This is a genomic window from Paenibacillus sp. FSL P2-0121, from assembly GCF_037975345.1.
In the GTDB taxonomy this organism is placed as follows: domain Bacteria; phylum Bacillota; class Bacilli; order Paenibacillales; family Paenibacillaceae; genus Paenibacillus_AQ; species Paenibacillus_AQ odorifer.
The window spans coordinates 5893182-5909850 of the sequence record NZ_CP150245.1; the positions used below are offsets into that span (position 1 = coordinate 5893182).

Consider the following 16669-nt stretch of genomic DNA (forward strand, 5'->3'; position numbering starts at 1 on the left):
TTGTTATCCCATATTGGAAAGGAAGTTCGGTCAGCATGAGAACAATACTCGTTCTTGGCGGTGGCTACGGCGGCCTAGCCTTAATTCAAGAATTACTCAATAATCATCTTCCTCATGATGTTGAAATTATCTTAATTGACCGAATGCCTTATCAAGGAATCAAAACGGAATATTATGCGCTCGCCGCAGGTACCGTAACTGATTATCACCTGCGCATTCATTTTCCGGTTCACCCCCGGATTACTGTCCGGTACGGTGAAGTGAGTTCCATTGATTTGGAGAGCAAAATAGTCAGTATGGAGTCCGGTGAGATTGTATCTTATGATCTCCTAGCCATTGCTCTTGGCTGTACCGACAATTACCACAACATCCCTGGTGCTGATCAATATACCTGCAGCATCCAGACCTTTGCTGGTACTCGGGAAACCTACCGCCGTTTAAATGATGTGAAGCCTTACGGAACGATAAACATCGTAGGTGGAGGATTAAGCGGTGTTGAATTAGCCGCAGAGCTTCGGGAGAGCCGTCCAGACCTTAACATCGCTATTCTGGATCGCGGTGAACGTGTTTTGTCTGCCTTTCCGGCAAAGCTGTCACAGTACGTAGAGGAATGGTTTCATCACCATCAGGTGCAAACGCTGGGACGAATCTCTGTATCTCATGTAGAGAAGGATTCGATTTTTAACGGTACCGAGGAAATCCTTTCAGATGTGACAGTATGGACCGCAGGGATTCAACCTGTAAAAGTAGTTCAAGATTTGAATGTGTCGAAGGACCGTGGTGGACGGATTATGCTGGATGAGTATTATCGTATACCGGATTATCCGGAGGTATATGTGATTGGCGACTGTGCCAGTCTGCCATTCGCACCAAGCGCACAAGCCGCTGGAGCACAGGGTGAGCAGGTAGCTCAGGTTATCCAAGCGACCTGGCGCGGTGAGACTCCTAAGCTTCATCCTATTCGCCTGAAGGGTACTTTAGGGTCACTAGGAAAAAAAGCAGGATTCGGACTTATGGGACAACGCTCCGTCAAAGGACGGGTTCCCCGCATCCTCAAGAGCGGAGTGCTCTGGATGTCGAAACGCACTTTAGGATAAGCCTATGATTGGTTCATAAGTATTAAATGAAGCTACTCTCAGATAAACACGAGAGTAGCTTCATTACGTTATTGGTGCGTATACCCTTCGGACTCAGATGACCTTATTCGCAAATTTTCAGCCTTTGAAGGAGAGTTTCGGACTCCAGTGAAGTTATTGCTTATAATGAGGTTCATTTATGCTGTTTTTCAAGTGAATAGTGACTATGGGGTCCGATAGCAATCCAAATGTAGGAAAACACTCAATATAAGGTCGCCTGAGTCCGGTGGCACCTTCACGGTAGCCCCTGCACTCTCCAATATGTTGCCTAATCGATCAAATTGGTGGATTTTGTTCAAGTAAGGTTCCAAAAAGAGGGAGCACTCCATAATTTAGATTATGGAGTGCTCCCTCTTTTTTTCTCGAGAAATTTAGTCAAGATCTATATTAAACCAAGCCTCAAGCTCTTTGATCTTGGCCTCAATTTTCTCTTCTAGCTCTGCAACAGTGTCTGCTGCAATAATGTCACCTTCAACCATGGCGAAAGGCATTAAATAACACTCTCCACAATTGTTCAGACAACCGTATTCAATGACATCATAATCTGGATTTTCCTCCAGCTTATGCATTAGCTTGTCTGTTCCGTGACCCATGTTGCTGGAACAAAATTCAATAATTGGTCTCATGATGATCTCCCTATTCCGCCTAACCATTTTATTTTTTAACTTTTTGTACTATAATGAACTTACGAAAGGAGTGATTGAGAAATGAGTGAGAATGCACAAAGCACCGAAATGTATGATGAAGTACTAGAAGTGCTGGATAAGCTTCGTCCGTTCCTGCAGCGCGATGGCGGTGACGTAGAACTGGTCGATGTGGAAGACGGCATCGTTAAGTTGAAACTTATGGGTGCCTGCGGCAGCTGCCCAAGCTCCACGATCACCTTGAAAGCCGGGATTGAACGCGCCCTCCTTGAAGAAGTAGAAGGCGTTGAAGAAGTAGTTCAAGTATTCTAAATCCCGTTCAATAACCCTCCCGATTCTCCTGTATAGGAGATCGGGATTTTCTTATTATAGAGGATTTAACATTCTCTCACAACCTTAGAACATAAAACCCGCAAGCCAACTTGGCTGCGGGTTCTTGTTATGACTATAGACGAATTTAGCTTCATTCCTTAAAACGCTGGAATGATCGCACCTTCGTACTTTTCTTCAATGAAAGCTTTAGCTTCTGGAGAATTCAGGGCAGCAACCAGCTTTTTGATGGCTTCGGAATCTTTATTATCTTGACGGGTTACCAAAATGTTAGCATAAGGGGAATCTACACCCTCGATGAACAATGCATCTTTAGTTGGCACAAGACCAGCGTCTAGTGCAAAGTTCGTGTTGATCAAAGCAAGGTCTACCTCATCCAGTTGACGTGGGAGCATAGCTGCTTCCAACTCAATGATGTCGAGATTTTTCTTGTTTTCAGTGATATCTGCTTTTGTTGCAGCAATGTTTGTATCATCTTTCAAGGTAATCAGACCATTTTTTGCAAGTAGGATTAGTGCACGGCCACCGTTAGTAGCATCGTTCGGAATGGCAACTTTTGCACCATCAGCCAACTCATCGATTGATTTGATTTTTTTGGAATAAGCTCCAAAAGGTTCAACGTGAACGGATGCAACAGAGACCAGGTCGGTTTTATTATTTTTGTTTTGGTCATCCAGATACGGTTGGTGTTGGAAAAAGTTAGCGTCTAACTCCTTCTCATCAAGCTGCACGTTAGGTTGAATATAGTCAGTGAATTCTTTGATTTCAAGTGTAATTCCATCTTTTTCAAGCAATGGAGCAATAGCCTTCAAAATTTCAGCATGAGGAACAGGTGAGGCACCAATCACCAATTTTACTGGATCTTTAGTAGGTTCACTTGTTGCTTCTGCGTTTGGTGCTGTTGTAGCAGCCGAGCTCCCAGCATTATTAGATGCATTGTTGTTACCGCAAGCCGCAAGCACCGCAACCAGTGTCAGGCTAAAAAATGTAAGTAGTACTTTTTTCATTGTAAATCCCCCTCTAATCTATATTTTGTATTGAATAAGGATATATATGGATGTACCTTATTTCCGTGTGTAATGTTTTACGAGTCGGTCACCGGCCATTTGTAGCAATTGCACCAGTACGACAATAAATATTATAGAAACAATCATAATCTCCGTCTCATAGCGGTGGTAGCCGTAACGAATCGCCAAGTCACCTAATCCGCCGCCCCCAACCATACCAGCCATTGCTGTATAGGAGACCAGTGTAACCAGTGTGATCGTAACTCCAGCGAGCAGGCCTGGACGAGCTTCTGGCAAAAGAACACGCATAACGATTTGGTTCGTCGATGCTCCCATACCTTGTGCGGCTTCGATGACTCCGCGGTCTACCTCTCTTAACGACGTCTCTACCAAGCGGGCAAAAAACGGAGCTGCACCAATCACCAGAGGTGGAATCGTACCGAGTACACCAATGGAGGTTCCAACAACGGCTTTGCTGAAAGGAATTAGAGCCACCATCAAAATGATAAAGGGTACGGAACGTAGAATATTTACAAGTAATGATAAGACCGAGTAAGTTACTCTGATTACTATACTATTCGATTTCCCCCATAAATACAATAGAATTCCGAGTGGTAAACCAAGAATAATTGTGAACAATCCGGAAAAAAATATCATTTTTATAGTAGCAACCGTAGCATCCATCATTTCTTGCCAATTTAGATCTGCAAAATTCATTACGAAATCACCTCCACATCAAGGCCTTGAGCAATTAGCCTGGAGATCGTTACAGCAATCGCCTCAGCTGGCCCTTCGAACCGCACAATCATCTGTCCATAAGGCACATCTTTAATCGTTGAAATGGTACCATGTAAGATTGCAAAGCTTACACCCGTATCACGCACGACATCGGATAGTGCCGAGCCGTAAGTTTTTTCTCCGAAAAAAGTAATTTTGACAGCTTGAGAGTTATCCCCGGCAGCAGCATCAAGCGCCACTCGAAGAGGTCCTTCATTCTGTGTCTCACTGCGGATGAAATCGCGTGTAACCTCATGCTGCGGCTTGAGAAATACCTCTGTAACTTTGCCTTGCTCAACAATCCCACCACCATGAATGACCGCGACACGGTCGCAGATGCTCTGGATTACATGCATTTCATGTGTGATCAGCACAATGGTCAAATGGAATCTTTTATTAATATCGAGCAGCAGCTTAAGAATGGAATCTGTTGTCTGGGGATCAAGCGCAGAAGTGGCCTCGTCACACAGCAGCACATCAGGGTCACTGGCTAGTGCCCGGGCGATGCCGACCCGCTGCTTTTGTCCTCCAGATAACTGAGAAGGAAACTTATCTTTATGTTCTTCAAGCCCAACTAGAGCGAGCAGGTCTTTGACTTTTGTATCAATAGCTGTTCTCGACGTACCTGCAAGGCGCAGTGGAAAGGCAATATTATCGTACACGGTCGCTGAAGACAGCAAATTGAAATGTTGAAAAATCATCCCAATCTTGCGCCGCTGTTCCTGCAGCTGACCTTGGTTAAGACTGGTTAGCTCAACACCGTCTACCCAGACCTCTCCTTCTGTCGGACGTTCCAACAGATTAATGCAACGGATCAATGTACTTTTCCCGGCTCCAGAGTGGCCGATGACTCCGAATATTTCACCTTTCTCGATGGACAGATTCAATCCAGAAAGTGCTGTTGCCGCATTACTCCCTTTTCCATAAACCTTTGTTATCCCTTTTAGATTAATCAACTCTCGTCGCCCCCCCTTTATACTTCACTTATTCTATACAAAAAAACCTCCAACGATCGATGCAGATCGCAAGAGGCTCTGTGGGTTTATTAAGACAATGCCTTCTCATCTGCCAACGACCGCAACCTGCGCCATTGTAGGAATTAGCACCATGACATTTGTACAACGCTTCCCGCGCTGGATACAAATCGGTTGCCGGGCTTCATCGGGCCTATCCCTCCGCCGCTCTCGATAAGATAAAGTTATGAAATTATATTTTTTCTGAAATCGTACATACTTTAATGCAAGCATAAGTATAGTGAGTTTATCTATTTTTGTCAAAAGGAAATATATTGAACAATTACGATTTTATGCTCTTTACCTTGCTTATTTCCTTACGCAGCTGTTCATTGCTGTAGCTGAATGCCGCGATTAATGTCTTACAGTTCATTTCGAGCGATTGTTTTAAATCCTCAAGATGGCTATCCAGATCCTCGAGCTGAATTTTGTCATGCAGACCTTGGTGCCGCTGCCACAAATCATCCTGCATTTCGGAATTCATATAATGAATTTCAGCATTTCTGCGCTTGCGTAAATTCTCCAATGGATCGCGGTAGGAGTTCTTAATCTCTTCCAGTTGATCCGCTAATGCAGGATGCACATTCAATAATTGAAGCTGACGCAGCACTGTAAAGTAAGAAAAGTGCGTTTTTAATTTGGATGTTTTGAGATCATAAAAATGATTCAGTACCGTCCCAAGCTTGTCCAGAAGAGAGAAAACCCGGATAAAGCCATCTTTATAAAAATAAACATAACGTGCATAATCGCCCTGTTCCACCGGTGTCATATCATCCATATAACCCGCAATCACTAATTTCCGGTAAAAAGCGGCCGCGAACCAACTTTGCTCCAGTTCATCCAGAGAGGAAATCAGCCCACGTGTCCAAATCTCCAGCTTGCGGTATTCATGGTCATTATCCTCATGGGCACTCATTTCCTTGCGCAGCAATGCTGCAAAAGTGGCCATATTCTCCATCGCATCAGCCAACACACCGCTGTTCTTTCGAGGCGGCTCTCCAAGTAATACCCGCAGCATATCCCAGTCCTCCTAAAGTTTTGTTCAGCGTCTGCTTCCATGGACTGCTTCGTACAAAACTCGCGACGTAAGCATCGGCCAATCAGCTCCACGATATACCGATTTCCACTTTATTATTCCGCGGGTGAAGCACCTCTATCCACGGAGGGAATGTTCTACCAAGGCGGTGGAATCATTGGGCTCGTTACATTTTTTCCAGACACGACACTACTCGAGCGATTTAGCTGCCAGACTCTTACACTCATATAACATAAGACACCAAACAAACTGGCAATCAGCAAAATATGAGCCAAAGCGGCAAATATGTACAATCTTTCATTATCTAAGGTGTAAACCACAGCCGCCCCACTAAATACCTGCATCAAGCATAACAGCGCTGCAGCTATACCTAGCGCTCTAAGCTCTGGATAATCCTTATGTTTCCAAAATGCTAAATGCCCGAGCAGCGCAGTAAGCATGAATAAGATTAAAGCCGCAATCCGATGTGTAAAAACAACACCTACTCCTCCGGAAAGCTCCGGAACCCATTCTCCATTACAAAGCGGCCAACCCGAACACCCGCCTTGTGAATCCGTATGACTTACAAAGGCTCCAATATACACGACAATATAAGAATAGATGGCAGTAAAACAGGTTAAATTGCGAAAAGCCTTACTTACGGGCTTCTTTTGAGCCTCCAGTATATGATCATATTCGCGCGCTTCATGCCATCTCTTGGTTCCAAGAGCCAACATCATAGCGCTCGAAAAGGCGATCAAAGAAAAACCCATATGCAACGCCATTACAGCAGCGGATTGGGATTTAATTACTGCAAGCGCTCCCATACCACCTTGAACGATGACGAATACTAAGGTCATAAATGCATATCCCAGCAAATCGCGCCGAGTACGGGCATAACGCCAAAAAGCAAACATCGAGGCAAGTGAGAATAACCCTGCCAAACCGCTAAACAAGCGATGGGTGTATTCAATCATCGAGCCTATAGTATAAGCCGGAATTAATTTTCCATGACAGAGCGGCCATTCATTTCCGCATTCCAAGCCCGATCCAGTCTTCGTCACTACCGCTCCTCCGAGTACAGCGAGGAACATGATAAGGCAAGTAAGATAACTAAGCCATTTCAACTGATTTGTCGTCAAAAATATCACCCGCAGTTTTTAGTAATGAAGAAGCAGCCAGACTTATATTTCAAAAAACCACCGCTTTGCACAAACAGGCGAAAGCGGTGGTTCCTTAGGAATTACTTTTGAAGGCTTTGATGCACTTGGACCGCTTTATCAAGGAAATTCTCAATCTCTTCACGGGATTTGCGCAATTTATTAACGAATCTAACCAATTCCCGTCCATCCGAATATGCGACGAAGCTTGGAATACCCATAATATTTTGTTCTTGACTAACATCGCCCACGGCATCAACATCTACCTCAACCAGTGTAAGGCGGTCTGCATAAGACTGCTCTACCTCTGGGATAAAAGGATCGATAAATTTGCAATCCGAGCACCAGTCAGCCTTGAAGATGGCCACTGTTAATCGAGGTGATTGAATGGCTACCTGAAATTCAGCAGGAGAACTAATTTTGTCCATGATTTACTCAGTCCCTTCTTCAATATCTGTCTATTTTCTACTCTTTAAGTGAAGCAAAATGCAGTGTAGAAGTCAAACCTATTCTCTCATACGAACACGTGCAGGCTGTAACTTCATCAGCGGATTCAATAATTTTTGCAGCGCCCGCGGATAACTGGAGATTTCCTGTTTAGTCAGCACGCCCAGCACAATAAGCAGTACTAGATAAATAACAACAACAGCGGCTCCTACAACAAGACAAGTGATCAGAAACGCCAAACGTGCAGGCATCAGATCTGTTAACAGAATCCCAGCCTCATTCAAGCCATAACCAATCCCGCCGGACACAAGTACCGCAATCACGAAACCGCCCCAACGTTTGCCCATAATTTCAAAAGGCACAATCGATTTCAGCATCCGTAAGTTAAGCAAAGTAATGACCACGAAACAAAGTGCTGTTGCACCGATGATTCCGTAGATGCCAAATACCTTACTAAGTAATAAGCTTGCCACTAATTTTACAATAATACCCGCTAACACATAATACATGGAAATTCGCGATTTGCCCATACCTAACAAAATAGAGTTCGTTGTCATCATCGTAATCTGAAAGATCGTTCCTAAAGTAAGCATGGCTACGATACCACTGCCATCTAAACTACTGAATAAGAGGCCATTAACTGAATATGCAGCAACTACGAGTGATAGAACAATCGGTGCTCCTGTTAAAATAGAGATACGAAGTGCTAACGTCACTTGCCCTTTTAGATGTTTCTCATCCCGACGGGCATATGCAGCTGAAATAATTGGTATTAGTGAAGTGCTCAGTGCTATAGAAAGAACCGGCGGAATCCCGGCGACACTCTGTGCCCGACTCCCGAAAATACCCAAAGCACGTGTGGCATCAGCTACACCAACTTGTCCACTCAGTAACGGTACAATTAAAGATGTATCAATAAAGTTCACTACTGGAACCGTAACTGAAGATAGAACGATAGGAATGGATAATTTAAATATATCCTTATAAATTCCAAATAGAGGAAGCTTCGCTTCATTCGTTTCGTATAACGCAGTTTGCCCCTCACTACGCCGTAATTTCATAGCGTAATAGAGCATTACACCAAAAGCACCAACACTACCAAATACACTACCGAATGATGCTCCAGCAGCCATCCAAGTGTTGTCGTACCCTTTTTGTAACAATACAAATGCCAGAAGAACAGCTGTAGATACCCTCGCGATCTGCTCCACAATTTGAGAGATGCCACCAGCCATCATATTATTCCGCCCTTGAAAGTACCCACGCATCATTGCTATAGAAGGGAAGAGTAGGAGTGCCGGAGCTATGGCCCGGATCGCCAAAGTACTTTCAGGAACTTTTGCATATTCTGCATAATAAGGAGCACCTATGTATAACAATGCGCTCATAATTACGCCAACTACAACACCAAACATTAATGCCGCCCGATACACCTGTTGAGCTTCATTTGGCCTATTCAGTGCATAACGCTCAGATACCATTTTACTTAATGTACTTGGAATCCCTGCTGTAGCCAGCGGTAATAACATCAAATAAACTGTGTTTGCCTGCGTAAATGAAGCATTACCAACATCATTAAATAAATGCTCCAGCGGCACCCGCTGGACAAGCCCGAGTACCCTTGCCACCAAAGCTGCAGCAGCAAGGATAAGCGTGCCTTTAACAAAAGACTCTTTCTTGGACAAACTCTTTCCCCTTCTTCACTGTTAAATTAAAACCGGGCGACCCATATAAAAAAGAGGACGACCATAATTACCTGCAACACGATTTTGACCAAGGTGCTGCTAAATAAGCCGAGTATGGAGCCAACACTTACCTTAGCAGCTTTAGACGGGGAAGATCCCACAATCAATTCTCCAATAAAAGCCCCTAGAAATGGTCCAATGATAAGACCAAAAGCTGGAATAACAAAAGGTCCCAAGATCAGCCCGATCGTGCTCCCGATAATCGATGAACGTGAGCCGCCAAATTTTTTGACACCCCACGCTCCTACAACATAATCAGCAACAAAAAGAACTACAACGATCAGTGTTTGAATAATCCAGAACCAAACCCCAAAGGGCTCAAAAGAAAAGAACCAGCCGTATACAAAAAAGGCAAGATAGATCGCTAACGCACCCGGCAGTATAGGATACACAGCCCCTGCCAATCCTACAGCAAACAAAACAATGATAAGAATCCAACCCAGGATCGTCAATTCCTTAACCTCCTACTAGCATAATGCTCCATGGATTCACTTCGCAGTACTGCTTTTATTATTTGCTGCCTACAGAGGCTGCAGCTTCGGTAAAGATATACTTTTGGATGACCTCAGCAATCCCGTCTTGATTATTGGTCGCCACCACAACGTCAGCCTCTTGTTTAACCGTCTTTTGCGCATTGCCCATGGCAACCCCAAGCCCAGCCTGCTGGATCGCCGCCAGATCGTTAAGGCTGTCGCCCACAGCTACAACTTGCGACATTTCTATTCCCAGCAGCTTGCAGACTTCCTTTATTCCTGCTGCCTTATTCACGCCTAGAGGATTAATCTCCAGATTGTGCGGAGAAGAGTTCGTAATCTCCAGTCCACCCATATCTTGAAGACGAAGCAACAGCTTATGACGAAGCTCATCATCTTCAGTGTGATAACCGAATTTAAGCCATTCTCTACCCGTTACATCCCCATCCCAGTTATCCTGTTTAAGAACTTCGTCCAGAGAATAAGCCCAGAACCAGATGTCATCTGCTTTTGCAAGATCATACATTTCTTGTACCAGCTTGGGATCCATTAGTGATCTCCGGTATATTTCATTTGGCGCTCTCCACACCTCACTGCCGTTCACAGTGATCATCGGTGTCTCTAAACCTAGCTGCTCTGCATAGGGTAAGGCACTTACAAATGCCCGGCCTGTCGACAGACAGACATGAACGCCTGCGTTGACCGCCTTTTGAATCCATTCCACCGTTGTGGGTGTAATTATCTGTTCATCATTCAGTAGGGTTCCATCCATATCCAATGCAAGCAGGCGGTATTTGGCAATCATTTGCCACCCCTCCATTCTTGTATGCTCTCTATTGAGAAGCTGTTTATTTTTTAAATCTTAGCCATAGGGTCAGAGTTACTCGGTACCTGTAGTCTCTCCCTCCTTCGCATTATCATTAGTATTATTGCCAGACTGGAGACTTTTCTTTGGAACTCCATCAAGGCCATATTCCCAATCATAGGCATCAAATATTTTACGTGCGACTGGTGCCGCACTTTGTGAACCAAAACCACCTTCAGGGATTACAACCGCCACAGCCAACTTAGGATTATTACGTGGAGCATATGCAATAAATACCCCATTATCGCGAATTTCACCCTTAGCTACTTGCTGAGAGGTTCCCGTCTTACGGGCAAAGTCATAAGGGAAATCGGAAAAAGCACTAACTTCACTTCGCATCCCCTGCTTAATTTCATTCCAGTAGGACTTATCGAAGTTTGTTACTTCATCGAGCACCTCACGTTTAAACTCTTTGACTATATTTCCATCTGCATCAGTAATCTTGCTAACCAATTGAGGTTTAATCCGCTGTCCTTCATTAGCAAGTGTTGTAACATACTGCGCAAGCTGCATTACTGTATAACTTCCTTGTTGTCCGAAAGAGGCATAGACCAGTGCGGACTGCGCACTACCAGCAGCTTCTATATTGGTATAGTTTCTTTGACCCAAGAATTCATTTGGCAGGTCAATTCCCGTAGATACACCAAGGCCGAACTCTTTCATATAGACATCCCAGATGTCTATCCCTTTGCTTTTATATTTGTCATACAATCTTTTACCGACCATATCGACCATAAATGCATTCGAGGATTTCTCAATGGCTCTAGCAGGATCCAAAGAACCATATACGTGGTTAGAAGAGTTTCTTACCTTCGTTTCATGCCCAGACTTACCAAAAGTCGCAAAACCTCTATCCTGATAATAAGAAGAAGTTGAAAACAACCCTTCATTCAGGCCCACGAGTACACTCAAAGGTTTAATCGTTGAACCTAGAAGCAATACAGATCTTAGTCCGTTCCCTGAGGTTCCCGAAGAAATAGGAGTTATCGTACCGTTCTGATAGTTATCCATAATACTGTTCCAGACATCTGCAGATAAAGAACCCGTTGTCCAAACATTCGTATCATAGTCAGGCATACTCGCCATAGCAACAATATTGCCAGTATCTACTTCCATCGCTACTGCATATCCCGTTAAAGCATTCGGATGCGTTCTGCCTTGTACGGTATTAGAGTGCAACCATTTGAGCTGATCTGTTATCGCCTGTTCTGTCTTCATCTGAACGTTCTTATTAATTGTTGTCCAGATGTCATTTCCTTTGACAGGCGGAACGACACGCTCAATTTTCTCCGCCATATTCTGTGGATTGACAGAAATTTCCTGATAGCCGTTTTGCCCGCGAAGCTCACGCTGATATTTCAGCTCCAGCCCATCGAATCCAACAAATTCATCATCCTTATACGTTAGCCCTGGCTCCGGATTGTTTTTCATAGCACTTAGAATGTTTTTATAAATATTAAGACTGTTCGCGGATTTGAAGGGTTTGATATAACCAATCGTCTGTACAGCAACCGTATCTTTATCGTAATGACGAATGCTCTCCTCGACAATCTCAAGCCCTGGATATTCTCCTTTATGTTCCATGAAATAAGCAACTTCTTCAGTAGTCAGATCAGCCTTAATTCGCCGTGCCATAAAGCCAAGTGATTTACGGAAATATAAATCCAACGCATCAATTACATCTTTCTCCGTCATCTTCTCTGCATTTGGATCCCCATATTTATTGAAATCAGCTACCAGCTTGGCTGCCAATGCATCAGACTTGGCCTTAGCCTCTGGGGTCAGCGTTGTTTTACCGGTGACTTTATCTGTTTCCTTAGCCGTATACTCTTTATTGAGTGTGATATACAGCGATTGAACAGGTGTGGAATAAGCTAGCTTCTCACCACCTGCAGCGTATATAACCCCTCTCATGGAAGCTAACGGTACATTTTTAGTATCTCTACTCGTCTCTACCTCAGTTAAAGTTGGACCTTCCACGAACTGCAGAACAGCTAGTCGGATGATGATTACGCAAAATATAACGAACGTGCTAAAGAAAAACACGTTGAGTCGCAGGCCAATGGAACTTTTGCTGCTGGTCTCGTCAGGAGGTGAGGCCTGCTTACGGAAAAAACTCACAGTTTTTCTCTCCTTTTTCTCTAATTTAAGCTTATTGTTCTTGAACGGGATCTGCCACAGGTGGAATATTCTTCTTCGGAACCCCATCCAGCCCATATTCCCAATCATAAGCATCAAAAATCTTACGGGCAACCGGAGCTGCACTATTGGAGCCAAAGCCGCCTTCCGGAATCACAACCGCTACAGCCAGCTTCGGATTCTCACGTGGAGCAAAGGCAATAAAGACCCCGTTATCACGGTTTATATTTTTTCTATCCGTTTTTTCAGAGGTTCCTGTCTTACGGGCAAAATCATAAGGAAAATCGTCAAAAGCACTAACTTTACTGCTCATTCCCTGTTTGATTTCTCTCCAGAACGATTTATCAAAGGTTACGCTATTAAGCACTTCTTTTTTAAATTCCTTAACCACCTTACCTTGCGCATCAGTAATCTTACTTACAAGCTGCGGTTTAATTCGAACACCTTCATTTGCAAGTGTAGTAGCATACTGGGCAAGCTGTAATGTAGTATAACTGCCTTGCTGGCCAAAAGATGCGTAGACGAGCGCGGCCTGTGAGCTCCCTGCAGCCTTGAAATCTGTATAGTTAATCTGACCTGGTGATTCACCGGGAAGACCACTTTGTGTTGACACACCCAGTCCGAACTTTTTCATATATTCGTCCCAGACCTCTACACCTTTATCCCCCAGGTATTTCTTGTATAGTTGCTTTCCGACCATATCTACCATAAATACGTTAGAGGATTGCTTGATAGCATCAGCCGGATACAGTTTTCCATAGACGTGACCTGATGAATTTCTAACCGATGATTTATCATCCTTACCGAAATAGGTAATCCCCACATCGGGATAGGTGCTCGAGGTGTTAAAAAATCCTTCATTTAAACCAATTAATACACTTAACGGTTTAATGGTCGATCCCAAGAATACAAGTGAGCTAAAATCATGACCCGATCTCCCGGAAGAATTCGAGGTAATTGTACCATTCAGATGATTATTCATAATTTTATTCCAGACAGATGTAGGCAGTGAGTCCTTTGTCCATACATTCGAATCGTAATCAGGCATACTCGCCATAGCGACAATATTCCCAGTCTCTACTTCCATTGCTACTGCATAACCTGTTAAAGCATCAGGATGAGTTTCGCCTTGAACAGCATTGGTATGCAACCATTTAATCTGATCCAATATGGCCTGTTCAGTCTTCATCTGAACATTCTTATTAATGGTCATCCAAATGTTATTGCCTTTTACAGGGGGAACGGTCTGTTCTACCTTCTCCGCCATATTTTGAGGAGTGACCGAAATGACCTGATAACCATTTTCTCCGCGCAGTTCGCGTTGATACTGCATTTCCAGACCATCAAATCCTACATATTCTTCCGTTTTATACATAAGTCCCGGTGAAGAATTGTCTTTCATTGCACTACGAATATTTTTGTACATCGCTATGTCTTCGGTTGATTTAAAAGGTTTACCAAAACCCACCGTCTGCACAGCTACCGTATCTTTATCGTAGTGGCGTACACTTTCTTCCACAATGGTAATACCTGGATATTCATCCTTATGTTCCATGAAATAAGCTATTTCTTCTGAAGTTAGCCCTGCTTTTATACGACGCGGTACATAACCCAGATACTTTTTAAAGTCCAGATCAAGTAAATCCAGCACGTCCTGCTGCGTTAACTTAGGGGCATCTGCACTTCCATATTTCTCAAACTCCGCTACTAATCTTGCTGCAAGGTCATTAGACTTATTTTTCGCTTTTTCCGTTAGTGAGGTTTCACCCGTTACTTTATCGGTAGTTTTAGCTGTATATTCCTTATTTAGGGTAAGATAGAGCGACTCAACAGGTGTAGAATAGGCTATCTGCTCACCCCCAGCAGCAAAAACAATCCCTCGCATGGCTGCCAGCGGAACAAACTTCGTATCCCGTTTGATCTCTTCTTCTGTCAGCAAAGCTCCCTCAGTAAACTGCAAACCTGCAAGACGCACAATAATGATACAAAAAATAAAAAAAGTGCCAAAGAAAAACAGATTCAATCTCAGACCTACAGAATGTTTCGAAGATTTCCCGTCCGCAGGCGGGAGCTGCTTCCCAAAGCTCACCAGCTTTCTTCCCTTCTATATAAAATAATGTCTGAATTGCCTTAGCCAGCGACATTGCTCTTATAATGAAGGTGATTTCTAAGAAGCTGATTGTGAGCATTGCACTCGCATTTGTGTTAGAGCGGTTGGTATGAGTTTATTGTACCACACGGAAGGAGTGCGGCGCCCTCACTCAGAGTGCGTTCTCCCTAATATGCGTATCGTCAAAATCCTTCGGATTAAACCAATCTCCACTGCTCGCCCAAGTGGGATCCAATGGAATCCAAGCTTGCCGGTCACTTATATAAACTTCATTCCAGGCATGTGCGCCATACCCGCCTCGACCATCATAGCCTTGACCCGTTACAACGCGCACCTGCAATCCTTGGGAGCGGGCCATTACAGCGTAAAGACGGGCATAATCAATACATACCCCTATGCGTGTGTCGAAGGTATCCTGCGGGGTCTGTTCATGCCAAATTCTATTTTTTTCATAATTTTCCGCTTTGGCGTAATCATAAGTTACTCGTGTTCCTACCCAATCATACAGTAGTTTGGCTTTCTTCTCGTCTCCTTGCGCTTGTCCAATAATATCTTCAGCCGCACCCACAATATCTTGTGGAATGTCATGATCAATAACTTCATATTTTCTGCGCAGGATATCATTCATCTCAGCTGCAACGGTCTTCGTCAGAATAGGCAGCTTTTTCTGCACGGTCTCCCCAACAAAGGGCTCAAATACAGCGGCAGCGCTTTGACTGTAGATCGGAGAAGATTCCACATAACGGCTAAATTGACTTTCTGGATTTAGGCCAACACAAATGAAGAGAGCAAGCACAATAATCAAACCACGAGTCAAGCCTATAATTAATCCTATGATAGCTCCGCCCATACGGCTTACTTGCGTAATCTTTCTGTCCTTAAATGTCTTGGTGCGCCGTAGCTGATGGAATGGGAGCAGCATAGACAACAATCCCAGAAGCATGCGAATTAAGATATAAGAGAGCAATAACAACAATAGAAACCGCACCAGCGGCGATTCCGCCAGCACAGACACAGCCGTATAATAAATTTGCTGCCACTGGGTCAGCTGTTTATCAGGCAGACTTATTCCTGCTGCCCAAGTCTGTACATGAGGATTGAGATAAGCCGCAGCAGGAATGGCCAGCACCAAAGAAGCTATTGTATACAGTCCTGTTCCCAGCAGACCGAATAATCTTCCGGTAGCACTTGAGAACCCTCTGCTCCAGCCTTGCAATAGTGAAAAGACTACTACCAGCAGGAGGGCGATGGAGATGATATTTGCATCACTCAGACTAGTCAACCAACCGTTTATCATATCCAATCTCCCCTTTCAGTCGCCCGCTTGCTTGTTTTTGATAATAATTTAAACTGAAGCCGTTTATTGATGTTTCCGAGCTTCCTCGATAAATGTTTGTGTGGTATCAGTAATACTCCACTTCCCAAGACTAACTCCGCGGAAAGTAACCTCTACCTTATCTTCGCCAGTAGTACCTTTCACTTCAATATTCGGAGTTGTGATCGTAAATGTTCCGTCACCATTTGAAGTGTACTTCGCATCCTGCGCCTCTTTAAGCATAACCTCTTGTGCTTCCTTCTTCACCGTACTTACCGTTCCATCTGCCACCTTATTCACAGCGTTACCAATTTGGTCCATTGTCACACCACTATAGATGAATAGACCTACAACGATAATAATGACAATCGCCCATTTCAACATCGTTTTGACCAAATTAACAACCGCAAACAACAGAATGAGCGCAATAACAATAACTAACCAATTCTCTCTAATAAACTGTGACCACACCTCTGGATCCATCAACCTCACA

The 16669-nt window shown here is 43.9% G+C and carries 16 protein-coding genes and 1 riboswitch; of the genes, 2 read left to right on the top strand and 14 right to left on the bottom strand.

From position 1 onward, the window contains the following. The first annotated feature begins 35 nt into the window (after positions 1–35). Positions 36–1097: an NAD(P)/FAD-dependent oxidoreductase gene (locus MKY54_RS25975; RefSeq protein ID WP_280753729.1), complete on the top strand. Its 1062-nt coding sequence runs from the start codon at positions 36–38 to the stop codon at positions 1095–1097. Between the two features lie 410 nt (positions 1098–1507). On the opposite strand, the gene MKY54_RS25980 is transcribed toward MKY54_RS25975, so the two are convergent. Further along, the gene (locus MKY54_RS25980; protein ID WP_036685247.1) at positions 1508–1762 is read right to left on the bottom strand and encodes a YuzB family protein; all 255 of its coding nucleotides are present in this window, start codon (positions 1760–1762) and stop codon (positions 1508–1510) included. Positions 1763–1843: 81 nt separating this feature from the next. Between MKY54_RS25980 and MKY54_RS25985 the strand changes: the two genes are divergently transcribed. Next, entirely contained in the window at positions 1844–2092 is a 249-nt protein-coding gene (locus MKY54_RS25985) for a NifU family protein (protein WP_036685249.1), read from the top strand. 158 nt (positions 2093–2250) lie between these two features. Here the strand turns inward: MKY54_RS25985 and MKY54_RS25990 are convergent, their stop codons facing one another. From MKY54_RS25990 to MKY54_RS26050, 13 genes are all read right to left on the bottom strand, one after another. Then, positions 2251–3117, bottom strand: a complete 867-nt coding sequence (locus MKY54_RS25990) for a MetQ/NlpA family ABC transporter substrate-binding protein (protein ID WP_036685252.1) — start codon at positions 3115–3117, stop codon at positions 2251–2253. Positions 3118–3174: 57 nt separating this feature from the next. Next, positions 3175–3834 (bottom strand): methionine ABC transporter permease, encoded by a 660-nt coding sequence (locus tag MKY54_RS25995; RefSeq protein ID WP_076099375.1) that lies wholly within the window; start codon positions 3832–3834, stop codon positions 3175–3177. Then, positions 3834–4850 carry a methionine ABC transporter ATP-binding protein gene (locus tag MKY54_RS26000; protein WP_076127976.1) on the bottom strand — a complete coding sequence of 339 codons (1017 nt, stop codon included), beginning with the start codon at positions 4848–4850 and terminating at the stop codon, positions 3834–3836. The genes MKY54_RS25995 and MKY54_RS26000 overlap by 1 nt, the downstream gene beginning before the upstream one ends. Before the next feature lie 102 nt (positions 4851–4952). Then, positions 4953–5088, bottom strand: a riboswitch (SAM riboswitch). A 102-nt stretch (positions 5089–5190) separates the two neighbouring features. Then, on the bottom strand, positions 5191–5925 hold the full coding sequence (locus MKY54_RS26005) for a Cthe_2314 family HEPN domain-containing protein (protein WP_076127978.1): 735 nt from the start codon (positions 5923–5925) through the stop codon (positions 5191–5193). Between the two features lie 155 nt (positions 5926–6080). After that, a complete protein-coding gene (locus MKY54_RS26010; protein ID WP_339188424.1) occupies positions 6081–7064 on the bottom strand; it encodes a heme A synthase in 984 nt (327 codons plus the stop codon). Between the two features lie 101 nt (positions 7065–7165). Beyond that, a complete protein-coding gene (locus MKY54_RS26015) occupies positions 7166–7510 on the bottom strand; it encodes a thioredoxin family protein (protein ID WP_076127982.1) in 345 nt (114 codons plus the stop codon). A gap of 78 nt (positions 7511–7588) precedes the next feature. Then, a complete protein-coding gene (locus MKY54_RS26020) occupies positions 7589–9214 on the bottom strand; it encodes a polysaccharide biosynthesis protein (protein ID WP_076127983.1) in 1626 nt (541 codons plus the stop codon). Positions 9215–9240: 26 nt separating this feature from the next. Continuing rightward, complete coding sequence (locus MKY54_RS26025; protein WP_038573189.1) at positions 9241–9726, bottom strand: DUF456 family protein; 486 nt, start codon at positions 9724–9726, stop codon at positions 9241–9243. Positions 9727–9784: 58 nt separating this feature from the next. Further along, on the bottom strand, positions 9785–10552 hold the full coding sequence (locus MKY54_RS26030) for a Cof-type HAD-IIB family hydrolase (RefSeq protein WP_339188426.1): 768 nt from the start codon (positions 10550–10552) through the stop codon (positions 9785–9787). A 75-nt stretch (positions 10553–10627) separates the two neighbouring features. After that, the gene (locus MKY54_RS26035; protein WP_076193375.1) at positions 10628–12733 is read right to left on the bottom strand and encodes a penicillin-binding transpeptidase domain-containing protein; all 2106 of its coding nucleotides are present in this window, start codon (positions 12731–12733) and stop codon (positions 10628–10630) included. Between the two features lie 31 nt (positions 12734–12764). Next, on the bottom strand, positions 12765–14840 hold the full coding sequence (locus MKY54_RS26040; RefSeq protein ID WP_339188428.1) for a penicillin-binding transpeptidase domain-containing protein: 2076 nt from the start codon (positions 14838–14840) through the stop codon (positions 12765–12767). A 172-nt stretch (positions 14841–15012) separates the two neighbouring features. Further along, positions 15013–16158: a transglutaminase-like domain-containing protein gene (locus MKY54_RS26045; protein WP_076127989.1), complete on the bottom strand. Its 1146-nt coding sequence runs from the start codon at positions 16156–16158 to the stop codon at positions 15013–15015. A 63-nt stretch (positions 16159–16221) separates the two neighbouring features. Next, the gene (locus MKY54_RS26050) at positions 16222–16659 is read right to left on the bottom strand and encodes a hypothetical protein (protein ID WP_076127990.1); all 438 of its coding nucleotides are present in this window, start codon (positions 16657–16659) and stop codon (positions 16222–16224) included. Between the last annotated feature and the right edge of the window lie 10 nt (positions 16660–16669).